The following is a 21,644-nucleotide window of genomic DNA, read 5'->3' as shown; positions in this document are numbered from 1 at the left end:
CACTTGGAAAACGGCTCCAAACCGTTCAGACAAACCGAGCCACCTCTATCGAGCTGCAAGAGATTGCGCCCGAGGATCGCCGAATCGGATGTGAAGATCAAAAAGATCAGAGCCCCTGTGGCCAAAAGGCTGATAAGCTTTGCGGCCGGCACGTCCACGCGGATCAAATCATCCGGCGGGCGGACCAAAACGCGCGGCCAGAACACCAGCTTCAGATGCTCCCAGATCGACTCGTTGACCGCTGCCGCAAGAAAGAGTGGACGCTAGCTGCCGAACCAGTCGAATGAAAAGTGCAGACCCGATCCAGTCACGACCATGAACACCGCGCCGATCACTTCGACGCGGACCTGCTGTTTCAGTTCGCGGCCATCCTGGCCGCGCTATCCGTTGACGGCACGCATCCGGAGCCGTTCGTTTGCCCGCTTGAATCGCAACGCCAACCAGAACATTACGGCTGCGACAGAAAGTGCGGCAAAGGCGATAGCCCAGCCGAGTGCGACGAGCCCGGATCCGGGCCAGAAAACCAGCAGCAATCCGATGAACAGCGCCACTATGCCCACGTTGCGGGCAGTTGTGCGCTCAGGATCCCATTCCGGCATTTGCCGCCAGGTGATCAAGGATCCGATGCCAATTATGAGCGCCCAGGCTCCAAGCAGGACAAAGGTGATCCGCGCAGTGCCTTCGGGCCAGATCAGCAGCACCAGCCCGATCAGGATCGCGCTTATCCCGACACCACCCGCGGCACCTCTGCGCCCAAGGCCAAAAAGTGTAAGGCCGCCATCGAGCAGCAACAGCAGACCAACGAGTTGCAGGAGCAGTGAGATACTGCCGGCGGGCCAGAACAGCGCCGCAATCCCAACAATTCCGGCCAGGCTCCCACGTAATACGAATGTCCACCAGAGCCCGGCCAATCGGTCACTCAGGATGGCGCGGGCCTGGGTCTGGCCATCATCGACGATCTCGGCGTGCAGCGTTTCATGTGGTTTCATGGCCATCTCTTCCTTGCGTAATACGGACGCACAGCCTTGGAGGTGAGGGCTGCCGCTCATGTCTGCGTTTCCCAAGACCGGTGCGCACCGGAGGTACTCCTGTTTTCAAACAATAACCACGAGCGATTCGCTTCAAGCGGCTCTGCGGTCTGTCGGGATCGTCGTCATTGCGCCTGCACAGTCCCTGGATAACTGATCAGATCGCCTAGTTGTTCAGTCCCGGCATCTGGTGGATCGGATTGACGATGAATCTGTCGGGCTCTGATGTCCAGACTTTGCAGATGTATTCGTAGGGCGTCAGGCCGCCGAGTGTCTTGAGCCTGCGCGCGAAGTTATAAGCAGCCATGAAGTCGGCGAGGTTCGTGCGCAGTTGGTCAAGGCTTTCGTAAAGGTAGCGTTTGACGGTCGCATCTTTGATCGTGCGGTTCATTCGCTCGACCTGACCATTGGTCCAAGGGTGGTTCGGCTTCGTGAGGCGATGTTTGATCCCATTCGCCTCGCGGATCTTGTCGAAGCGCATCTGCCGTGAATATGCTGTTTTCCGGTTCCGGGGCTGCTCGGCGAACTGGATGCCGTAGCACGTCGGGAATGAAGCGGTTCTGGTAGGTTATGGTCACAAAAAGATAGAGCTTGCCCTTCGCCGTCTGAACCTCAGCGATGTCGATGTGGAAGAAGCCGATCGGGTACCGCTTGAACTTCTGCCGTTTCGGCTTGTCGCCCTCGACATCTGGCAGGCGTGAGATGCCATGTCTTTGCAGGCACCTATGCATTGCCGAGCGCGTCAGATGCGGGATCGAGGGCTGAAGGGCATAGAGACAGTCATCAAAGGGCAGCAGTGAGTGCCGTCGAAAGGCGACGATCATCGCCTCCTCCGCTTCGGTCAGAACCGTTGAGCGCGGCTCCTTAGCGCCGGTCTTCAATCCTCAGCCGTCGCCCGTTTGCGCCACTTCGCGACCGTCTTGGGGTTGATCCCGAACTCCCGGCTCAGCTCCGAGAGCGAAGCTTGCGGTCGCTGTAGTGCAGCTCTGACGGCGCGCGTGGTCGTGGCGCTGCCATGACGAACTTGTCCCATAGTGCTTCCTTCCAGCCCTGCGAAAGGATCACACCATCAAACCGTGGAACCAAACAACTAAGAAGGTTGGTGGCTGTACGCACCCTAACTTGCCTCTTGACCGACACCGGCAAACCGAATGCCGCTCAACGCCGCCATGTCACGGTTCCAAGTGGTAATGTCCTGGACATTGAAATTCGATAGATCCCCATGTCCACAGGCCCTCGCCAGAACTTTCATGAGATCGACGCTCGCACCGAAATACCGCGCCAACCTCTGCGCTCCTACCTCGACATCGAGCCGCGCCCTGAGTTCCGGTTTCTGGGTCGCGACGCCGACGGGGCAGTTGTTGGTGTTGCACATGCGGGCTGCTATGCACCCGACCGCCTGCATTGCCGCGTTTGACACGGCTACGGCATCGGCGCCCAGGGCAAGCGCCTTCACAAAGTCCTCGGCGACCCTTAGCCCACCTGTGACGACAAGCGTGACCTCACGACCTGACTTCGCATCCAGATGTCGCCTTGCCCGCGCCAGCGCCGGAATCGTCGGCACGGAGATATGATCGCGGAAAATCAGCGGCGCCGCGCCTGTTCCGCCACCGCGCCCGTCCAGGATGATGTAGTCGGCACTGGCTTCGAGGGCAAAGTCGATGTCATCCTCGATGTGATTTGCGGAGAGCTTGAACCCGATCGGAATACCACCCGAGCGCTCTCGCACTTCATCAGCGAGTTTCGCGAAATCCTGCGGGGTTACGAGGTCTGGGAACGTACTGGGAGAGATCGCGCTCTGGCCGGGCTCAAGTCCACGCACCTCGGCGATCTTCCCCTGAACCTTTTCTCCGGGCAGATGTCCACCTGTGCCGGTCTTGGCCCCCTGTCCGCCCTTGAAATGGAAGGCCTGGACGTCCTCCACGAGTTCGGGGCGCCAGCCGAACCGGGCAGAGGCGAGTTCGTAGAAGTAGCGGCTGTTCTCCGCCTTCTCCTCAGGCAGCATGCCGCCTTCACCTGAACAGATTCCGGTTCCGGCCAGTTCGGCGCCGCGCGCGAGCGCTGTCTTGGCCTCCTCCGACAGGGCGCCAAAGCTCATGTCGGAGACAAACAGCGGTATATCGAGTTGAAGGGGTTTTGCGGCGCGTGGACCAATCACGACGCTGGTGCCAACCTTGTGGTCGTCGAGAAGGGGCTTTCGGGCCATCTGAGCCGGCAGGATCTGGATATCGTCCCAGTGCGGCAGGTCCTTGCGCGGCACGCCCATGGCACCCACCTCGCCGTGATGGCCCAGTTTCGACAAGCCGTCCCTCGCAAGCTCGTGGATGCGTGCCACCGTAGGTTCTTCGGGCGTAGGGACGGCCTTGGGCGCACCGGATTCCTTCAGCTCTGGAGTTGGATCCCCGACGGACAGCTCGCCAAGTCGCGCGTGAGTTCCATCGCAAAACGGCGCGGTGGCGCTTGCCTTGCACCGGCAAAGTGCGGACCTTCCTGTCTTCTCGGCTGTGAAACTGATCGGCTCAATTCCGGTGCCCCGGTGAGATCCGTCGCAGAAGGGCTGATTCTTCGACCGCCCGCAGCGACACCACGTGTAACGCTTGCCCTCTTCAAGTTCGACCATTCCGGGAGATTTTGCTGCGATGATCGGGACCTCGGTCATATCGGGCTACGTCCTTCTGTATGAAAATGATCGGGAGTTGGCTTCCGTGATGGCGTGTCTCTACTACAGCCTAGTCCGATAATACGGCTAGGGAAGCCCTTCGCTTGCGCCAGCTCACGCGCAGGTTCCCGTGCCGGGCGTCCGTCGCCTTCAGTGAGGCCATAACCTGGCTCGGCCACTCTTCGCTTGTTCGGCCATACGGCAGACGCCTGCCTGACCGTTTCTGCGATAGCAAATTGCGGCAATCCGAGGGGCGGCGAAATACGCATGAACGGCACGACGTTGCCAACCAATTCACCTTATAGAATCGTCTACAACCTTGCCAAATGGACGTTCGAAGGATTTGGCTGTGATTCCATCATCACGAGCCTCCCTTCGTTCGGGTCGACCACACCTGCAGGTCGGCAAATGCCTTTGTCGTCACCGCGATGACAAGTACGCAGAGAACAGTTTTGGAGACCGTCTCCATCGTCCCTTCGATCAGCAAGGCATGAACCACGCTCCCGATGACGGTTACGGTCGCGAATATCGTATGGGCAAGGCGCCATTTGCGCCAAAGCAGGCGCAGCCTTCGGCGGAGAGCGGCCAGGAGCGCCGTGGCAAAGATTGCCCACATGGCGATCACGCCCCACGCGGAGAACGGCGTTGGCGAGGCGAAAAGAAGGGCATCCAACACGTCCGGTGGACTGGTGATCCAGAGGGCCGCAACGTGAACAAGAACTCCCGCGACAAGCAATGCGCCAATCCAGCGATGCATGCGTCGCCGCCCGAGCGTGGAGATTCCGGGCAGGTAGCCGCCGGCCAGCAATGGCTGAAGGAGGATGAGGCCCATCGCTATAACCCCTGCGAAACCGCCAGCGATGTAAACTGGATCGCGCCAAGCGATCAGCGGGCTTGCCGCCGCAAGGGCGATGGGCACGGCTATGGCTGTCGCAAGGGCACACCAGATCAGCATCGAGCGGACCCGCCTCATTCGTCTGCTCCCACGCCGTCAGGCGGGCTGAAGGACGAAGTGTGCACTCAGACTGGTATCTTTCGCATTGCGCATCACGGGGCGCAGGAAGACAGTTTCGAACTCTGCATCGTCATAGGCAAGGTGGCCATGCGGCTGACCGAACGCGGGCACGATCTGCGGCATCTCGAGGCGAAACTCCCCTTTCGCATCGGTGAGCGTGGCACCATGACTGTGCGGGTCACGCTCGTGCCCTTCGGTCGTGTGCGCCCAGATCTGAATTCTTTGGCCGGCAAGCGGGGCGCCATCGCCCGCGCGGCGCACCGTGCCGGTCATCCAGAATCCGCCTCCGCCAATCCGATCCACTGTCGGAGCGCCAGGAATATAGTTGTTGGAACCGCCCCGCATCGAAGGCGTCGGCGCAAGGCCCTGCGCGCGGGCGGGGACGAGACGTCCGGACATGCCGGTCGCCAAAACCGCGCTTCCGGTGGCGAGAAGGGAACGACGGGTCAAGGAAATGACGGGCATTCAGAACTCTCCAATCAAGCGTGTGCTCATGCTTCCAGCGCTAAGGCTGGCTTCAGTTAGGATTCCTAATAGCACATATGGCGCAATTTCCGGCTCCGGCTGGATGCATGGTTGGAAAATCGCATCAATGTTTTGTGATCCCGGGACCGAATGCCTGCCGCGCGTTCTGTTATCGGTGTTTCGAAACCCATTTGCGCATATAACGCGCTGCGCTATCGTTCAGGAATGATCCGCATTCTTTCCTTGATCTGCTGCATGGCCTTCCCGGTGCTTGCGGAGGACGTGTCAGTCGAGCTTGTTTTGCTGGCCGATGCCTCGGGATCGATCAGCCCCGAGGAGATCCGTTTCCAGCGGCAAGGCTATGCCGAGGCGCTTACGCACCCGCAGGTCATTTCCGCCATCCAGACTTCGGCTTACGGGCGGATCGCTGTCACCTACGTCGAATGGGCTTCGGCCGGCGAGGAAGACGTCGTGGTTCCATGGTCCGTGATCGATGACGAGACAAGCGCCGCGGCCTTTGCCGAGGCACTGCCGCTTCCGCCGCGCCGCGCCTTCGGGCGCAATGCAATCGGCTCAGCTCTTCTGACCGGCAAGCGGCTGATCGAAACCAACGATCACGAAGGCTGGCGGAAGGTAATAGATTTCTCGGGCGACAGCGCCAACAATTTCAACGGCCCCCCGATCGAGACAGCTCGCGCCGAGGTTCTGGCTTCGGGCATCATCATAAACGGGCTGCCGATCCTCTGCCGGTTTTGCGATACACCGAGACGCTACCCCGACCTGGGTGGGATTTACGCGGAACGCATCATTGGCGGGCCAGGCGCCTTTGTCGTGACTGCCGAAAGCGAGGCCGATCTGGCCGAGGCCATCCGCCGAAAACTGGTGTTGGAAATATCGGGACGACTTCCGGACCGGCAGTTTGCAGGCCGCTGAAACCGATTAGCAAACCATGCGACCCAACAGCCTGAAGGGTGGGCAACAACCAGGCTTGTTCGGTTCATGCGGACCGGCTCGACGCCAAACCTGCGTGTGGCCTCAAGGCTCGACAAGGATGCGCCCCGTGACGGCGAGTGCTCCGTCTCTCAGACGAACAATCAGAACTTCTCCGGATCGCGTAGCCTGCCCGACGAGGGCCGATATGTTCACCTGGTGAGACACCAGCATCAACTTGCCATCCGTACCTTCAATTAGGTCGAAGGTCGCACGGGTTTGGCTGTCGCGTGTCGAATAGTCTCGAAAGAACGAGTTCAGCGAGGGTGCCTCCACAACAGGCCCAACATCAAGGAGTTCTGCTGTCTCTCGGGTGCGGCACCATTGGCTCGACAAAACGGTGTCGAACGTGATCCCGCGCTCACGGAAGGCTTCGCCAATTTTGCGGGCCTGCTCACGGCCACGTTCATCCAGGTTTCTCTGCGTAGAGCAATCCTCAAGCCTGAATTCGGATGGGTCGCCAGTTCCCGGCGCGAGTGCGTGACGCATAACGGCAATGGCGCCATCTTCCTGTAACGCGCTCCAGTCATTGGCAAGCGCGAAGCAGGGAAGGAGGAACAGGATTAACGATAAGCTTTTCATCGGTTCAGCTTTCGGTGACTGAAGACTTGCCGGATCCGGTACCGAGGCCCGACCTATGAGATCAGTGGAAAAACCCCAGTTTCCGGGCGCACCGCACCATAGCACGGCGCGGTGCGAATGCGATTGGAGTTCGATCAGCTCGCGAAATGCTCGTCGAGGAACGCCGAGAAGGTCTCCCAGCTCGCCGCGTCCGCGCGTTCCTGGTAGCGATCGGAGCCAAACACGGTAAAGGCGTGCGGCGCGTTCGAATAGACCTCGATAGTGTAGGTATTGCCAGCCGCCTCGAGCTCGGTCGCAAAGGTTGCAACGTCTTCCATCGTGATGGATGTGTCAGCGCCGCCGTGAAGCACCAGAACCGGCGGTTCGTCCCCATCCCAAGCCTGGCCCTCAGGTGTCGAGAGACCGCCGTGGAAGGTTGCATAGCCACTTGCCATGTCACCCATGTCGCTGCGAGCCATTTCGAGAGCAACGGCGCCCCCGAAGCAATAGCCCTTTACGATTATGTCATCGACGCTCGAGCGCGCCTGCGCCTGCTCCACACCGGCCTGCACAAGCGCGCGCATGCGATCTCGATCCTGATACAGCGCTCCGGTGGCGGCACGCCGGTGATCTACGGTTTCGGCCGGCGTTCCATCCCCGAACATGTCGAGAGCGAATGCGTTGTAGCCCATCTCTGCCAGCATATCTGCCCGCTTGCGCTCGTAATCCGTCATGCCGTCCCAATCATGAACGATTATGACGAGTCCCTTCGGGTTCTCAGCCTCGGCCCAGTAGCCTGTGAAACTTTCGCCACGGACGGTGTAAGCCACGTCCTCCGCCAACGCGGACGTCGCCGCCAACATCGATACCACTAAAATTGATGCGAACCGCATGGATCCTCCAGATTTCCAATTGTTTCAACGTTCGGTGCCTAAACACGCTTTCATTGAAATGGCGCAATTGCCGGCCTCGGCAAGGTCTCGCGGGTGAATTCGGGTCACGTCCGTCAAGCTGGTGTAATTTCCCAGCTGGCCTGAGTTCATGATCAGGCGGCTTGGGTTGTTATGCTGAGAATGGGGTCCATCTCCTCGTGGTCGATCTGGGCGAACACCTCTACCATCATGTAACGGCTTGCGGTCTGCCATTCGTCGTTCTGCTCGAACAGCATGGCGCCGATGAGCCGGATGATGGACGCCTCGCTGGGGAAGATCCCGACCACGTCAGCTCGCCGCTTCACTTCCTTGTTCAAACCTTCTATGGGGTTGGTGCTGTGCAGCTTGGTCCGATGCTGGCGAGGGAATGCCATGTAGGCCAACACGTCGTGCTCGCGCGCGCCATTATCCTCGGACCAATGGCGGACAATGGCTTGCTCCATGAGATCCGCAAGTTTCGGCCATCTTGAGCGGAGCTGATCGGCGACGCGGCGCCAGGTTTCTCCTGCGGATGTGCGGTCTGGCTGGTCGAAAGCCTAGCGGAACGAGCCATTGGAGGCGCCATTGGTTCGAGCCCAATGGCGAGTGCGGCGACCACCGTGCGCTGGCCGCGCGAGGCATGGGCGAGAGCGTTGCGCATCCAATGAACACGGCACCGCTGCCAAGTTGCCTCGAAGACCCGCTCGATGGCCGCCCTGAGGCCGCTGTGGGCGTCGCTGATGACCAGCTTGGTGCCGTCAAGACCACGGGCCTTGAGGCCACGAAGGAAGTCCATCCAGAAGGTCTCCCCCTCCGAGGGACCCAGTTCCAGGCCAATGATCTCGCGTCGCCCATCCGTGTTGGCTGCGACGGAGACGATCCGACCGCCCTGTCGGACTTTGAGATAGGTGGCGTCCAGCCAGACATAGGGCCATTCGCCGGTGAGTGGGCGGTTGAGAAACTCGTTCACCCGCTCATCAATGTCTTTGCACAGCTTCGACACGGTGCTCTTGGAGATGCCGGAAAGGCCCATGGCCTGCGCCAGTTCGTCGACACGTCGGGTTGAGACGCCGCCGATCCACGCTTCCTGGATCACGGCCACGAGCGCCTTCTCGGACGTCTTGCGCGGCTCCAGAAAGCCGGGAAAGTAGCTGCCCTGTCGCAGCTTCGGCACCTTGAGATTGAGCGTGCCCATACGGGTATCGAGAGCGCGCTCTCGATACCCGTTTCGCCAGGTTGTGCGCTGATCGACCCGTTCGTGCTTGCCAGCTCCGATCAGGCCCTCGACATCGGCCTCCATGATCAGCTGAAGAACGGCCTCGGCGACGGACCTGAGAAAGTCGCCGCCATCCTGCTTTGCCAGGAGCTCAGAAAGGTCCATGTTGGTCTTGGTCATCGGGGTCTCCGTGTGGTTCGTGGTTGAAGCGTCGAAACTTCACCCGACCATACTCCTCCGTGGCCACCCGGGATTACACCGTCGAAGGCGCAGAAATTACACCACGTGCGAGGACACTAACTGAATTTGGCTCTTGGATCGCGCTTGTCTGCGGTTCGGCGCAACGCCCACCAGCCAGTCGGTCCGGGGCGGTGTAATGTGAGTATGGCTGCGTTTGCGCAAGGGTTGATTTGAGCAGATGGCGATCTTTGCTGGGTGCGGCCGTGTAGGTAACTCCCTTGACAAACAACGCTCATGCGGTGCCGGCAGTCTTGTTTGCGACGGCCACGGTTGCGAGCCGCGTTGGCTTCTATTCCAGCATGGATCGAACCCAGGCACCTGTTCGTGTGTTGGTGGTTTCCGCTCTCGCTTCGCAACGTTGAGGACCTGCTGCACGAGCGCGGGATCGACATCAACCACGAAGCTGTTCGTCTCTGGGGGCAGCGGTTCGGCCCGATGTTCGCCTCCAAGATCCGTAAGAAACGCGCCGAGCGGTTGCGTTCTGGGCCGCAATGGCAATCGCTCCTCGACGAGATGTTCGTGAAGATCAACGGTGAGCGCCACTACCCCTGGCACGGATCCGCAAATCGCTGACCACGCGCATCACCGCCATGACCGCAGGACCGATCGGCGAGCAGGTCAACGTCGAAGATATGAAAGATGACGGCGATACGAAGGGCGACGATGCATAGAAGAAAACGATAGAATCGATATCAATAGGTTAACAATTGGAGCTAAACTGTTTTAAAATCGACGGCTCGTCCGAGACAAGCGTTGCACCATTGAATGGGTCCTCGGTGCAACCGCGAACATGCGGTGGTGAGGCATGGAGTGCCGTTTAGACCAGGCAAGCCGCAAGGGCTGCGGTTTCCCAAAACGCTCACATCTGCCAAGCCCCGAACGCACCGCTGTCAGGCGAGATCGAGAGGGGCAGGCGAGCCAGAACCTGTATCGCGCAGAGATCACCGACGGCGAAGAGTGGGCGCTCCCTCTGCTGCGACGGTAAAATGCCGAACGCGCCAGATCGAAGAAAGACGGAACCTGCTCTTTCAAGCCGCCGAAATCGCCAGTCACGCCGCCGCCTGCAGGGCAGCGTCAAGCGTTTCAGCCCCTTTGCGCAAAAAGGTACGAAGAAATCAATTTCGTGTCAGGGAGTTGCGTGGTTCGGCGGGCGTGCTCATCGGCCATCCGAACTGCTCGACCGAACGTACGCGAACGGCCCTGAGCGGACTCCTGGGTGACTCACCGGGAAGGGCGACTTTCGAGGTCACAGCAAACCAGAACGTTGAGCTACATACGCTGAAGACGCAGTCTTCTGTTCATAAAGCCGCAGACTACGGCATCCAGGCAGGCCTCATCGCGGCCTGAAGACCTGCCTCTCCGTCGACAGGAACTGGCGAGCTTTTCCGGAAACGGCAACGCCCCGGCGGTTGGAATGGTGGATCAAAGATTGATCCGCAGCCTAAGTCCAAACACGGTTGGGTCCTGATCGTTGAACCCCGGGTTGATCATGTGCTGGACATCCGCCGTCAGGGCGACATTGTCCGACAGGTCCAACCGGTAGAAGGCTTCCATCGTGGTCTGGGTGTCGAGCGTTTCATCCACCGGGTCCGCAACGGTCGCGCCAAACCCGAAGAGGTCGTCATAGAGGCCCGGCCGCCACATAAACCCGGCATTGGCCGCGCGCCGGGCAATTGGTGCGTCGCCTTCCGACCAGCCGAGGCGCCCGTAGATCATGAGTTCCTCGTTGATCGTATGGTTGGCGGACAGGATCGCCCCGTAGCTCTCCGGCACGCCTGTCTCTGTGCGTTCGTCGACGTGAAAGACGCCGAGGTGCACGTTGGTCAAAAAGCGTTTCGAGCGTTCGGGTGTCCATCCGATCTCGGCGTATTTGTAGAACTCGGAGCCGCCGGGGAACCACTCGACGTCCGTTAGCGAGCCGTTCGCGTCCGACAGAACGCCAAGGGCATAGATCTGATCGGTCAGGTAGCCGCCGCCTGCGATTCCGAAACCGGGGTCGGGTATCGGAAGGACCGGGCTGAACAGGATCGAGAAGTTGGAAAAGGTGGTGCGCGGGTTCACGTAGCCGAGGATGTCCGAGTAGTCTCCCGGATCGATCCGTCCCGCGACGAAACCGGCCTTCCCGCCGGCGAGCGTCTGGGACCAGTAGGCGACGGAGAGGGTCGTGTCGGTGTCACTGAAAGTCGTTGCGGTGACGCCCGCATAGCCGATCTCTCCGGCAAGCCCTCCAGGCGCGATGTCTGTGCCAAGCAGGTGGCGGTTCTCCAGGGTGAAGACCAGTTGCCCGGGATTCTCGCCGCCTCGGTTGAGCAGCGTCCACTGGCCCAGAATGCGTGCCTGGCCCAAGGCCGCCTCGTCGATATCGGTCAAGCCCTCGGTCGCGGACTGATAATAGGCCTGGTAGTCGAAAGAGAGGTTCAGGCCGGTGCGTTCGGCAAAGCTCTGCCGTGACGCTTCCAAGGGGTCCAATGCGGCATCCAGCCCCGGCCAGCGAGAGGCCTGCAACCGCCGAACCCGGTCTTGTTCCAGTTGGGCCTGCGTGGAGGCCGGGCCGCCGAGAGAAGCCGTTGCGGCCGCCTCAAGCGGTGCCAGGGATCCGCTATCCTGCGCGATGGCTCCGGTTGAGACACAGAAGCCAGCAAAGATGACCGTACCGAGGAGCCTTGCCTGTCCCATATAAATTCTCTCTTTTTGCTTTTGGTTTTTCTTCGACCTGCTCATGCAAGTGTCGCCAGAACCACATCCCGACCCGACCAGAGAACGAAGGCCGACAACGTGGCGGTGATCATGGCAGGCACACCGTCTTTCCACCTGTCCCAGATCAGGTGGCAGCCGATTGCGCCGAGCGATGTGCCCAGAAGGGCCGCAGCCCCGAGCGGCCCGAGCAAGCTGCCTTGAAACCAGATCGCCACGGCCCCGAACAGCTCGACGACCCCGACAAGCGCCATGATCTGACGGTTCAGCCCGTATTTGACGAACATCGCCAGTTGCGTCTCGAAGATGAACTTCTGCCAGCCAAGGATCTTGATCGAACTGGCAAACAGGAAAAACGCGGACAGCAGGCCAATGGCGATCAACTGCATGGACTGCTCTTGCCGGCATGAACAGCGTAAAAGGTCATCTGGTTGTCCTCCGGTGTTTCGGTCCGCGCCCGGATCGCGGCTATTTCAAATCGTCCTGTGCCTTGATCTCCGGCACCCGCGCGAGGGCTTCGGCCATGTCGGCGCTGCTCATCAACTCGATCATCTGGTACTCCTCCAGCAACCCGTCGCCGAGGCGGCTGACATAGAAGGCCTGGATGAAGGTCGCGTCGTCCGGCAGAGCGACGGTGATGTAGTTCTTCCCGTTCCCCAGCCCCCAGTAGTAGCTCAGAAGCTCGCCACCGAGCGCCTCGATCCCGCCTTTCACCGAGGCCGCGCGGTCCCCGGGATTGGCGATCTGCATCTCCCAGGCGGCGCTGTTGGATGCGCCGATGAACAGGAAGGTGCGCATGTCGTTCGTGTCCTGCGCCGCCGCAACTGTCGCAGAGGCGCAGAGGGATGTCGAAAGGAGGAACCTGTTCATCGTGTCGCCGTTTCTTGTTGGTTCATTCAAGAGACTCTGTTGGGCAAGTCGGGTGATGGCCGAGGCTCCCCATTTCCCGGATGGGCAGATCCCACAGTTTCCGTTGCGAATTGTTCCTCGCCGCCATCTGCATCGCGGCCACCGTCATATTCTGTTTGGGAGTCATGACCTTAGTTCGCCGGCGCTTTTGGTCGCGGCAAGGCTGAAGAAGCTGTTTCGCCGGATATCTCATGTTCCGTTAGTTTGCTCGCCACCAATCTGCGAACCTCGGGGCTTGCACTTTCACTTGCAGAAAGAGCGATCAAAGCTGTCGTAGCTTCGTCTGCCGCAATTGCCTGCAAGAGAGCCAGTGCATCATCCTCGGGCGGTGCTACTGCAATGAGGGAGGCGACGAGCACGTCTATGGTTTCAGCCAGACTCAGTTGTGTTTCATCAAGCGTATGCTGGATCATGAGACGTTGGGCCCGGTCGGGAGCGAACAAGGGACCGACCACAGATGCGACCAATGATCGAGCCGCCGATAGCGTGTCTATCGACTTGCCCGACCTGCCCATGATTTCGTCTGTGCTGGGTGGGCTCCGCTCTGGTTGCGGGCCTATCAATGCTACAAGTTCAGGCGACATGGCCAAGGCTTTGGGCTGCAAGGCGGCCATTAGCCGGTCAAGCACTGCGCGCTGCGTCTCGGCATCAACGTAGGTAAATGGCACGCCATCTTCGCCGCGAGCCGTGAATTCCTCATGGAAACCACCAACGTTCTTGATGCCGCGATCCAATGCGGAGCGATGATAGAAATAGGCAAACTGGACGTTGTCTCGGAGCCGTCCGTAGTAGTCGCCCTCATTCACCGACATCTCACCGAAGCTCGCCAAGAGGATGTCTCGTTGCGCAATGTGGGCATCAAGCTGCTCCACCGGGTCCGCGAAGTCATCATACTCATTCCAGCGTGCGTCAGCCTCCGTCGTCAGGATCAGGCCTTGCGCCTTAATGTCCTCGATTATTTCGGAAAGCCCCGCTGTTTCCTCTGCCTCGGCAAACGGAGTGTAGAGGTATCGGATCATGGCAAGGTCATAAGGCCCGATCCCGCGTGTGTGCCAGTCCGCAAAGCTGAGTTTGCCGACATCTGTAATGTCAAAGCGCGGCGCCATGACATAGTCCATAATGGAGGATTGATTGACGACCGACGCGCTCATGTTGTGACCAAACCCGAGACCATGCCCGATTTCGTGAAGCGACAACATGCGAATGCGGTAAGCTGCATAGTCTTCTTGTGACGGTGTAATCTCACCCGGATTGTCCGGGTCGATTGCGCTGCGCATCATCGCCCACATGTTTGCGTGATAGCGTGGTCGATGAGAATCGATCCGTACCTTGAAGGACAGGATTTCACCAGTTTCCGGATCGAGGAAGGTTTCGCCCTGCGACACCGACCGCTTCAGGTCCTCCGACCAGAACACGTAATTCGTGCGAATATCGAGCGGGTCGACGCTCTCATCTGCGACTGCGACACGAATGGCATTGCTGTATCCGGCCACTTCGAAGGCGCTGCCCCATTCAAGCGCGGCCTCTTTGATCGCGCTCATGTATGGCTCGGGGATACGTGGATCGAGGTAGACCATGATCGGATCGATGGGGTCACTCAATTCGGCCGACGGATCGCTCTTCTCCAGTCGAAAGCGATTTACCAGATGGACACGACGTGGTTCGGAAACCGCCGCAGCAGTATCAAAGTAGGCGATACCGATTGTGCCGTAATTCACGCTGATCGCACCAAAGTTTCCCGAGGCGATCAATGGATGCCCAACGCGCGGGCGCATCCCGTCAGGGGGGCGCACGAAGACGTGACGCACACGAATTGACATGGACTTGGCGTCCGGGATGGCTCTGTTCAAATCTGCATTCGGCGCCGGATTTGCAAAGGTGAGAACCGTTTGAACTTCTGTGTGGTCAACCTGAGCTTCGGAATTCGTTAAGTCCACGAAACTGCGCGCCGGATCGAGAGCGACTGTCTGCCCACCGCCGATCTTTGCTTGCAGTGCATGCCCGCCCGTATCCAAGGCAGCAAGCGGCGCAGTATCAACGAGAAGACACTCTTCTGTGGCATGAACAATGGGCAGCATCGCCAGTATCGAAGTGGATAGCTGTTCTTCCAGCAACTGGCCAAAGAGCGGGTCATTCCTGTTGTCCCGGAACCGCCGGTTGCGCAGTTCCAATGCCACCTGTTGTCCCACGCGCTCGAATCTGACACGCCCGGCTTTGTACCCCCAGAAATCTTCGTCCAATCCCAAAGACCCCCCGCCTGCGACGGACCCTGCGAGGAAAACATCCATCGCAGCAGGTGAACTTGCGCCGTAAGGAAAGTACAGCGCCTCCGAGGAGAGGTCTCGGATTTCCAGCAGAACGCGCCCTGTATCATTGTCTGTGTGAAGCGGCAAAAATGCGTCCGACGCGCCAATTGAACAACTCAACTGGACGTCTGCTGACGCAGTTTGTGTTGCAAGGCCAAAGAGAGACAGCAGAAGAGCATAGCGCATCATCTTGATTACTCCCCAAGCGTGTTCTTGTAGATCACGCCGTCCTTCATGATCAGGTCGAAATTGTTCTCGTAGTCGGTCATGATCATCGCATCCTCGACCGGGTTTCCATCGACCAACAGAATGTCGGCATAGGCGCCCTCTGCGATCACGCCGAGTGGCCCTTCGGGATAGGGGTTCAGCTTGCCAGACAATGCGAGCAACTCGCCGGCCTTGGAGGTCGCCTGCAAGAGCACTTCATAGGAGGACCATTCCTCCAGGCGATACTTGAACTCGTCGTTCTGCTTCGTAAGCGCCGCAGGATCACCGATGATGTCGGTTGAAAAGACGACCTTTTCGATCCCGAACTCCTTCAGGAGCTTCATCTGGTTTCGAGCCCCGGCCTGCACCTCAAGGAATTTCGGGGCGGAGAGCGGGCCGAGAACCTTGATGACGGTCTCCTCGTCCAGACCCAGAAGGGAGTAATATGGCACGACCCAGACATCCGCGTCCTTGATCGCCTGCGCGGACACCTCGGTCATCAATTGCGCATGGTCGATGCTCAGGACGCCGGCTTCGATGGACCGCAGAATGCTCTCGTCATTGTAGACATGGACCAGAACGTAGGTGCCATAATCCGCTGCCGCCTTGACCGCCGCTTCCAGCTCTTCAGGCAGGTACTGCACGGTGTGAAGTGGGTCCACACTGGAGGAGACGCCCCCACCGGCCATCACCTTGATCTGCGACGCGCCCAGCCGTAGCGCTTCCCGCGTCGCGCGCAGGACTTCCGGGACTCCATCGGCCAGGAACTCGAGATGCTGGTTGAAGAAGGAGGGCGAGGCGCCTTGGAAATTCGGGTGGGGTTCCGTGTAGTGCCTGTGCTCGCCATGCCCGGAGGTCTGCGAGATCACCGGGCCGGACGGATAGATGCGCGGACCCACGGCCTTGCCCCGGTCGATGGCTTTCTGAAGCCCCATCGCCGGACCACCCGCATCGCGTACGGAGGTGAAGCCGCGCAATAGCATCTTTTCCGCCTCGACCGTGGACGTCGCGCCCCAGTACATCCAGTCGAAATTGTCCCTGAGATCCGCAATCGGCTCGGTGATCGCCATGTGAACATGGGCGTCGATCAGACCCGGCATGTGCGTGCGTCCGCCGCCATCGATGATCCGGGCGTTGGCGACCGCGAGGGGCTCGGCCGAGACCTCGACGATCAGGTTGTCCTGCACCAGGACGTTTGCGTTTTCGATGCGCTGTTCGTTCACGCCGTCGAAGACATGGACATTGGTAAAGAGGATCGGGAAGCTCTCGTCCTGGGCAAGCGCGAGAGAGCTGCCGGCCAGCCACAAGGCGGCTGCGAGTGCGTGTTTCATTTTGGCTCCATTGGTGAGTGAAGTGGATCAGGTCGGAGCGCGGGACGGACGAGGGAGACCGCCCCGCGTCCGCCTCAGTTCAGCGTGTTCTTGTAGATCACGCCGTCCTTCATGATGACGCGCATTGTTGCGATCTCCTCGCGGTCCGGCGCGGTAATCCATTCGGGGTTCGCTCCGATCACGGTAATGTCTTCGAGCGGGTTTCCGTCAACGACCAGGATATCGGCATAAGCGCCTTCCTCGATCACACCGAGCTTGCCCGGGTAAGGGTTCTGCTTGCCGCTGAGGGCCATCAACTCGCCGGCGGTCGAGGTCATGGCCCGTAGCGCCCGCAGGTTTCCAAGGTAGTCGGTCAACACCCACTTCTCGAAGTCGATCCCGCGGCGCAGATCGTGCCCAAGGGTGAACACCAGATCGGTCTGGAAGACCATCTTGAGATCGGGGTTGTCGTTCACCACCGTCTTGAAATTGGAAGCCCCTGCAAGAAATTGCTTCGTCTTCACAAGGACGGGCGAGCCTTCCACCGAATATGCAGGATGCTGGAGGATCCCCTCCGTCGATCCGGCGAGATTGGAGACGATGAACGCTCCCTTTTCGATGGCGAGCTTGGCGGTCTCGTCGGTCATGAACTGCCCGTGTTCAATCGATTTGACCCCATACTCCAGCGCCCGCTTGATGTCGGAATCGTTGTAGACATGGGTCATGACATAGGTGTCCCACGCCGCCGCCGCGTCGACTGCCGCGCGGATCTCCGCCTCGGTCATCTGCGAAGAGTGAAGTGGATCTTTCACCGATGACACGCCTCCAGAGACCATGATCTTGATCTGGGACGCGCCAAGGGACAGGTTCTTGCGCACGGCTGCCGTTACCTCGTCCGCGCCATCGGCATTGATCGAAAAGCCCAGCCGATAAAGATTATTTTCGGTCTGATCGAACTGGCCGTAGGTGACAAAATCTTGGTGACCGGATGTCTGCCCGATCCAGGCCCCTGACGGGTAAATTCTCGGCCCCTCCAAGTAACCTTCATCGATCGCTTGTTTCAGGCCTGGTCCGACGGCGCCGCCACCGGCCTCACGCACGGTCGTGAAACCGTTATGGAGGTGTTCCTTGGCCGCATAGGTCCCCATTGCACCGAGATACTGCCAATGCATCTGTTCAGCAGCCCCGACACCGCCATTCACGGCGAAAAAGAAATGGGTGTGACCATCGATCAGCCCGGGCATCAGCGTGCGCCCGCCACCATCGATCATGGTTGCGTTTGGCGCATCAATGGACTCGGTCGAGACTTCCTTGATCAGGTTGCCTTCGACCAGAACGCTGGCGTTTTCGATCCGCGCCTCGTTCACGCCGTCAAAGACATGAACGTTGGTGAACAGGGTCTGCGGCAGCGCATCGTCCTGTGCGATCGCTATGGTAGAGAACGATGCTGCGGCAAACGCGGCCGGCAGCAACGCCTTCAGGTTGAGTGATGTCATTCAATGTCCTCCCAAGGGTCGGTCTTCCTGCGGACCGGTCGTCCCACTATGCACATGTGCCCCGAGATTCTTTTGACCCGCTGATCCCGCAGTGCGTTTTTCGGACCTGATCCGGTCAATTTCAGTCAATTTCCACTTGGCCATCGGGTGCTGCGCCTCATAGCGTGGCGGAAAGCGAAAGGGTGACGCGGATGCCGCAAGGAGAGCAGAAAGACGGTTTGTCCCTCGTGCGCGCCACGGTTCTCGGCCCCGTCGTGGCGATGATGCGGCGGTTCGATGCGGACCCCGTCTTCGCGCTTGGGTTGCATGGCTTGAGCGAAGAGCAGGTCCTGAACCCGGCCGCCTTCATTCCGCATGACACGGTTTATGCGGCGCTGGCCTCCATCGCCGATGTCACCCGGCCGGATATCTGTGCCCTGGCAGGGCAACAGACAGACCTGTTAAAATTCCTGCCCCGTGGGGCGCTCCTCGGCCAGTCGGTGACCCTTGGTGATTTCTTCACCCGGTTCACACAGATCGTGTCGAAGGAAAGCAACGCGGTGTCCTTCCGGCTCCTGATCGAGGAGGATCATGCTTACTTCACCACCAGGCGCAATTTCGAACCCGAGGTGTCGCCGGGCCATTCGGACGCCTTTCTCGTCGGGATCTGGATCTCCCTGCTGCACCGCGTTCTCGACTTCAGATGGGATCCTGCACAGGTTGTTCTGCGGCTCTGCGACCCGGCCCTGCTGCCCGCGCAGTTTCATGGCGTGCGTGGGATCAAGTGTAGCAACAGGGGGTTCTCGATCCGTTTTCCGGCGGTCTGGTTGTCGTTTCCAATCAACCCCGAACTCCTCGCGAACCACGACAATGATATCGAAGAACCGGTTCAGGTCGATGTGCCGCTGGACTATCTCGAAGGCTTCGAAATCCTCGTGCGATCAAGGCTGTCCGATCCGGCACTGACGGTGAGCGAGGCCGCCCGGATGTGCAGCATCACCACCAAGGTGCTTAACAAGCGCTTGTCCTCCTACGGGACAACGGCGTCCAAGGTGATCAACCGGCTTCGGATGGAACGGGCCTCGGAGTTGCTCACCAAGTCCGATCATTCGATCAAGGAAATTGCCCAATTGGTCGGCTTGTCCGAAACCTCGGCGCTCACCCGAGCCTTCACTCGGAATTTCGGCATGTCCCCGAAAGATTGGCGCAAGAAAGGGTCTTCGGGGTGATGTCAAAGGGAGCTGGCTTGCGACCGGGCAGGGGGGTGAGTGGCGTCCTCGGATGTCGAAAAGCGACCCGTTCAAATACTTGAAGACCAGCCGTGAAATCACTCGCCTCGCGGTGATGATTTACGTGCGGTTCCCCCTCCCGTTGCGGAACGTCGAGGATCTTGTGCACGAACGCGGCATCGATGTCGGTCATGAAGCCGTCCGCTTATGGTGGCATCGGTTTGGCCCGATGGTTGCTTCGAAGGCCCGCCAGAAACGCGCCGGGCGATTGCGCTCTTGGCCGCAATGGCGATGGCATCTGGGCGAGATATTCGGGAAGAGCCAGTTCCTCCTGATCAATCCGGATCACTCTGGCACACAAGTGTCGTCGGGAGGGGCGACCCAACCCGTCATCAAAGCCAACTCCGATCGATTGTTCCGATGCAGTTATGAAAGTAACCTTGGAAAGTTCGGGGCAACAACCAGACCGGGCCCCAGCTTGTCTGCAAGCTCCTTTAACATGGACATGTCCATCTTGGCGGCTGTGCCACCCGCAGACAGGATCTTGCGATAGATGCCGCTGGCCTTCTCGACGGTTTCCACCAGGGCAAACGCGGCTTCCGGGTCCGCTTCGGAAACGAATATCCCGTGATGCGCCCAGGAAATGACCCGGCTTTCCTCCAACGCCTTGGCGGAGGCATCAGCGATCTCGGTGCTGCCTGGAAGCATGGGGGGCACCACGCGGATTCCGTCGGGAAAAACAAGGAAGCATTCGGGCATCATCTGCCAGAGCGCTAGCGTCAGCGTGTCGGAATCAAGCTTCAGGAGGAAGCTGAGTGCGATGAATTCGGGGACGTGGCAATGCAACACGACCCTTTCGCGCCCGCCGGAGCGCTCCCTTCTGACGACATGAGCCGCGAGATGGGTTGCCAGCTCGGATGTAGGCCTGCCGCCAGCGGAATACCCCCAGAGTGTCCGGCAGACGTGCCCCCCTTCCACGATCCGGACGATCCCGAAGACCTCGTCGGAATGGCTCCGCGCCCGACGGAAGAACTGGCCCGAACCGGTCACCAGGAAATACTCGCCATCCAGTTCCGGCTGCGGATGTTGCAGCTCCATGTCCGATTGCGCTGCTTGGGACAACAGTCGCCGCAAATCGCCATCGAACTCCTCCGGAGAGAGCCGCCAGCTGAAATTGCCGCCATTCGCCTCGTTCCATCCCATCTCCCAGCAGAGCCGGAGAATGGGGGCAGCGGCTTCGACAATACCGTTGATCTGGGAAAACTCCGTCATTGCGGGACCTTTCTTGTGTTGGCCCCGGATCAGGCTGCCAGCCGATCCGCGCCACTGTCGATATGGGGTGCACAGAAGGCCACGCTCTCGGTGACGTCGGCGACCTCGTACCAGCAATCAATGGAGATACAGGTCCGTTCCTCGCGCCGCGCGGCGTCGTCGAAATCGCGATGGGTAGAAAACACGAATTGCGTGCCGACGGGGTGGCCGAAATGGTTCAAGCGGCCATAGCGGCCGGTCATGCCGCTGGTCGCGCGAACGCCCGTCGCCCGGCACGCACGATCCATCTCCCGCGTCAGCCCGCGCGTGAGAGCCGCCGGCCAGCTCGGGTTGATGAATTCATGTGCAAGCTGAAGATCGCGCAATCGGACCCCGCGGGCCACGGATACGATCAGGTCCGTTGGTTTGGAAAAGCTCAACACCAGACGGTTGGTGTTGAGCGAGAGCGTGAGCGGCATTGCCTCAGCCCTTTGCCATCGCGGCCTTTTCATCCTTGGCGGTGCCATAGTCCGGCGAGGGCGGGGTTTCGAGGCCGAGGGAGCGCACCAACGTGTCCCGCACGAAGGCGATATGGGCGGTTTCCTCGATGATCTCGGCGAGATATTGAGCGGCCATCAGCGTCTTGCCGGTGCCGATGGCGCCATGGTTGGCAAGCACGGCTGCGCGGATCTTCGGATCGTCAAAAACCGGGCCAATCATGGCGGCGGTCTGCGGCCCGAGATTTTCGGTGAGCGGCACGAGCGGCATGCGACCGATCTTTTCCACCGTTTGCACCGTCAGGCAGGGCACTTCCAGCCCGGCACTGGCATACCCGGTGGCCCAGGGGCTGTGGCAATGAACGATGGCAGAGATATCGGCGCGGCGGCGGTAGATCTCGAGGTGGAACTCGAGATCCTTGGAGGGTTTCATCTCGACCTCGGAGGGCAATACCGTGCCATCCAGCAGCACGACCTGCAGGTTTTCACGGGTGCATTCATTGAAGCCGACGCCAGAGGGCTTGATGACAATGGCCTCGCGCGAGTCGAGGCAGACCGAGAGGTTGCCGCCGGCATTGGTCTGGATCCCGACCTCGAAGCTGCGCCGGGCCGTAGCGATGAGTTCGTCTTTCTTGGCGAGGATGTCGGCTTGGTCGAGCTTGTCGGACATGGGACGTCTTT

18 protein-coding genes and 5 pseudogenes are annotated in these 21,644 nt (G+C 59.9%); 4 read left to right on the top strand and 19 right to left on the bottom strand.

Features of this window, described 5'->3' with window-relative positions; translation table 11 throughout:
- The 7 genes and pseudogenes from AX756_RS26465 to AX756_RS20720 form a co-directional block, all read right to left on the bottom strand.
- Window positions 1-206 (bottom strand): hypothetical protein (locus tag AX756_RS26465; protein WP_231701126.1); only part of this gene is annotated, 206 nt, incomplete at its 3' end.
- Window positions 207-380: 174 nt separating this feature from the next.
- Window positions 381-989: an HdeD family acid-resistance protein gene (locus AX756_RS20740; RefSeq protein ID WP_068316559.1), complete on the bottom strand. Its 609-nt coding sequence runs from the start codon at window positions 987-989 to the stop codon at window positions 381-383.
- Between the two features lie 205 nt (window positions 990-1,194).
- A pseudogene (locus tag AX756_RS25205) lies at window positions 1,195-2,061 on the bottom strand (integrase core domain-containing protein).
- An 84-nt stretch (window positions 2,062-2,145) separates the two neighbouring features.
- On the bottom strand, window positions 2,146-3,363 hold the full coding sequence (locus tag AX756_RS20730) for an FMN-binding glutamate synthase family protein (RefSeq protein WP_438938417.1): 1,218 nt from the start codon (window positions 3,361-3,363) through the stop codon (window positions 2,146-2,148).
- A 102-nt stretch (window positions 3,364-3,465) separates the two neighbouring features.
- Window positions 3,466-3,648 (bottom strand): annotated as a pseudogene (locus AX756_RS26890) (CDGSH iron-sulfur domain-containing protein); the annotation flags it as partial.
- 400 nt (window positions 3,649-4,048) lie between these two features.
- Window positions 4,049-4,660 carry a ferric reductase-like transmembrane domain-containing protein gene (locus AX756_RS20725; RefSeq protein ID WP_068316524.1) on the bottom strand — a complete coding sequence of 204 codons (612 nt, stop codon included), beginning with the start codon at window positions 4,658-4,660 and terminating at the stop codon, window positions 4,049-4,051.
- A gap of 18 nt (window positions 4,661-4,678) precedes the next feature.
- Entirely contained in the window at window positions 4,679-5,167 is a 489-nt protein-coding gene (locus AX756_RS20720; RefSeq protein WP_068316519.1) for a peptidase associated/transthyretin-like domain-containing protein, read from the bottom strand.
- Window positions 5,168-5,392: 225 nt separating this feature from the next.
- On the opposite strand from AX756_RS20720, the gene AX756_RS20715 reads away from it, so the two are divergent.
- Window positions 5,393-6,100 (top strand): DUF1194 domain-containing protein, encoded by a 708-nt coding sequence (locus AX756_RS20715; protein ID WP_068316557.1) that lies wholly within the window; start codon window positions 5,393-5,395, stop codon window positions 6,098-6,100.
- Window positions 6,101-6,202: 102 nt separating this feature from the next.
- Here AX756_RS20715 and AX756_RS20710 read toward each other — a convergent pair whose 3' ends face one another.
- From AX756_RS20710 to AX756_RS20700, 3 genes and pseudogenes are all read right to left on the bottom strand, one after another.
- Complete coding sequence (locus tag AX756_RS20710) at window positions 6,203-6,739, bottom strand: histidine phosphatase family protein (protein ID WP_068316516.1); 537 nt, start codon at window positions 6,737-6,739, stop codon at window positions 6,203-6,205.
- A 134-nt stretch (window positions 6,740-6,873) separates the two neighbouring features.
- Window positions 6,874-7,548: a dienelactone hydrolase family protein gene (locus AX756_RS20705; protein ID WP_231701125.1), complete on the bottom strand. Its 675-nt coding sequence runs from the start codon at window positions 7,546-7,548 to the stop codon at window positions 6,874-6,876.
- A 215-nt stretch (window positions 7,549-7,763) separates the two neighbouring features.
- Window positions 7,764-9,025, bottom strand: a pseudogene (locus AX756_RS20700) (IS256 family transposase).
- A gap of 396 nt (window positions 9,026-9,421) precedes the next feature.
- Between AX756_RS20700 and AX756_RS20695 the strand changes: the two are divergent.
- Window positions 9,422-9,637, top strand: a pseudogene (locus AX756_RS20695) (IS6 family transposase); the annotation flags it as partial.
- Between the two features lie 870 nt (window positions 9,638-10,507).
- Here AX756_RS20695 and AX756_RS20690 read toward each other — a convergent pair.
- The 6 genes from AX756_RS20690 to AX756_RS20665 all read right to left on the bottom strand — a co-directional run bounded on the left by AX756_RS20690 (window position 10,508) and on the right by AX756_RS20665 (window position 18,007).
- Window positions 10,508-11,761 carry a carbohydrate porin gene (locus tag AX756_RS20690; RefSeq protein WP_068316513.1) on the bottom strand — a complete coding sequence of 418 codons (1,254 nt, stop codon included), beginning with the start codon at window positions 11,759-11,761 and terminating at the stop codon, window positions 10,508-10,510.
- Window positions 11,762-11,802: 41 nt separating this feature from the next.
- Window positions 11,803-12,168 carry a DoxX family protein gene (locus tag AX756_RS20685; RefSeq protein WP_068316511.1) on the bottom strand — a complete coding sequence of 122 codons (366 nt, stop codon included), beginning with the start codon at window positions 12,166-12,168 and terminating at the stop codon, window positions 11,803-11,805.
- A gap of 79 nt (window positions 12,169-12,247) precedes the next feature.
- Window positions 12,248-12,649, bottom strand: a complete 402-nt coding sequence (locus AX756_RS20680) for a GYD domain-containing protein (protein WP_068316503.1) — start codon at window positions 12,647-12,649, stop codon at window positions 12,248-12,250.
- 170 nt (window positions 12,650-12,819) lie between these two features.
- The gene (locus tag AX756_RS20675) at window positions 12,820-15,183 is read right to left on the bottom strand and encodes a zinc-dependent metalloprotease (protein WP_068316502.1); all 2,364 of its coding nucleotides are present in this window, start codon (window positions 15,181-15,183) and stop codon (window positions 12,820-12,822) included.
- A gap of 5 nt (window positions 15,184-15,188) precedes the next feature.
- Window positions 15,189-16,532: a metal-dependent hydrolase family protein gene (locus AX756_RS20670; RefSeq protein WP_082739230.1), complete on the bottom strand. Its 1,344-nt coding sequence runs from the start codon at window positions 16,530-16,532 to the stop codon at window positions 15,189-15,191.
- Window positions 16,533-16,606: 74 nt separating this feature from the next.
- On the bottom strand, window positions 16,607-18,007 hold the full coding sequence (locus AX756_RS20665) for a metal-dependent hydrolase family protein (protein WP_068316501.1): 1,401 nt from the start codon (window positions 18,005-18,007) through the stop codon (window positions 16,607-16,609).
- Window positions 18,008-18,198: 191 nt separating this feature from the next.
- Between AX756_RS20665 and AX756_RS20660 the strand changes: the two genes are divergently transcribed.
- On the top strand, window positions 18,199-19,215 hold the full coding sequence (locus tag AX756_RS20660) for an AraC family transcriptional regulator (protein WP_068316498.1): 1,017 nt from the start codon (window positions 18,199-18,201) through the stop codon (window positions 19,213-19,215).
- A gap of 52 nt (window positions 19,216-19,267) precedes the next feature.
- A pseudogene (locus AX756_RS26460) lies at window positions 19,268-19,570 on the top strand (IS6 family transposase); the annotation flags it as partial.
- Between the two features lie 71 nt (window positions 19,571-19,641).
- On the opposite strand, the gene rhaD reads toward AX756_RS26460, so the two are convergent.
- The 3 genes from rhaD to AX756_RS20645 are packed head-to-tail and all read right to left on the bottom strand — an operon-like array spanning window position 19,642 to window position 21,633.
- Window positions 19,642-20,487, bottom strand: coding sequence for a rhamnulose-1-phosphate aldolase (rhaD, locus tag AX756_RS20655; RefSeq protein WP_068316497.1), 846 nt, complete (start codon window positions 20,485-20,487; stop codon window positions 19,642-19,644).
- Between the two features lie 29 nt (window positions 20,488-20,516).
- Window positions 20,517-20,945: a hypothetical protein gene (locus tag AX756_RS20650; protein WP_068316496.1), complete on the bottom strand. Its 429-nt coding sequence runs from the start codon at window positions 20,943-20,945 to the stop codon at window positions 20,517-20,519.
- 4 nt (window positions 20,946-20,949) lie between these two features.
- Window positions 20,950-21,633, bottom strand: a complete 684-nt coding sequence (locus AX756_RS20645; protein ID WP_068316494.1) for a class II aldolase/adducin family protein — start codon at window positions 21,631-21,633, stop codon at window positions 20,950-20,952.
- Window positions 21,634-21,644: the final 11 nt, after the last annotated feature.

This window comes from Aliiruegeria sabulilitoris, from assembly GCF_001558155.1.
In the GTDB taxonomy this organism is placed as follows: domain Bacteria; phylum Pseudomonadota; class Alphaproteobacteria; order Rhodobacterales; family Rhodobacteraceae; genus Tropicimonas; species Tropicimonas sabulilitoris.
The sequence above is the reverse complement of the archived record's forward strand: the minus strand, read 5'-3'. Positions and strand labels throughout refer to the sequence as shown.

Excerpts from the sequence above, each read along its gene's own strand:
- AX756_RS20725 (WP_068316524.1), bottom strand. The coding sequence starts at position 4,660 with ATGAGGCGGGTCCGCTCGATGCTGATCTGGTGTGCCCTTGCGACAGCC.
- AX756_RS20720 (WP_068316519.1), bottom strand. The coding sequence starts at position 5,167 with ATGCCCGTCATTTCCTTGACCCGTCGTTCCCTTCTCGCCACCGGAAGC.
- AX756_RS20715 (WP_068316557.1), top strand. The coding sequence starts at position 5,393 with ATGATCCGCATTCTTTCCTTGATCTGCTGCATGGCCTTCCCGGTGCTT.
- AX756_RS20665 (WP_068316501.1), bottom strand. The coding sequence starts at position 18,007 with ATGACATCACTCAACCTGAAGGCGTTGCTGCCGGCCGCGTTTGCCGCA.
- AX756_RS20710 (WP_068316516.1), bottom strand. The coding sequence starts at position 6,739 with ATGAAAAGCTTATCGTTAATCCTGTTCCTCCTTCCCTGCTTCGCGCTT.
- AX756_RS20740 (WP_068316559.1), bottom strand. The coding sequence starts at position 989 with ATGAAACCACATGAAACGCTGCACGCCGAGATCGTCGATGATGGCCAG.
- AX756_RS20670 (WP_082739230.1), bottom strand. The coding sequence starts at position 16,532 with ATGAAACACGCACTCGCAGCCGCCTTGTGGCTGGCCGGCAGCTCTCTC.
- AX756_RS20660 (WP_068316498.1), top strand. The coding sequence starts at position 18,199 with ATGCCGCAAGGAGAGCAGAAAGACGGTTTGTCCCTCGTGCGCGCCACG.
- AX756_RS20680 (WP_068316503.1), bottom strand. The coding sequence starts at position 12,649 with ATGAACAGGTTCCTCCTTTCGACATCCCTCTGCGCCTCTGCGACAGTT.
- AX756_RS20690 (WP_068316513.1), bottom strand. The coding sequence starts at position 11,761 with ATGGGACAGGCAAGGCTCCTCGGTACGGTCATCTTTGCTGGCTTCTGT.
- rhaD (WP_068316497.1), bottom strand. The coding sequence starts at position 20,487 with ATGACGGAGTTTTCCCAGATCAACGGTATTGTCGAAGCCGCTGCCCCC.
- AX756_RS20685 (WP_068316511.1), bottom strand. The coding sequence starts at position 12,168 with ATGCAGTTGATCGCCATTGGCCTGCTGTCCGCGTTTTTCCTGTTTGCC.
- AX756_RS20650 (WP_068316496.1), bottom strand. The coding sequence starts at position 20,945 with ATGCCGCTCACGCTCTCGCTCAACACCAACCGTCTGGTGTTGAGCTTT.
- AX756_RS20645 (WP_068316494.1), bottom strand. The coding sequence starts at position 21,633 with ATGTCCGACAAGCTCGACCAAGCCGACATCCTCGCCAAGAAAGACGAA.
- AX756_RS20675 (WP_068316502.1), bottom strand. The coding sequence starts at position 15,183 with ATGATGCGCTATGCTCTTCTGCTGTCTCTCTTTGGCCTTGCAACACAA.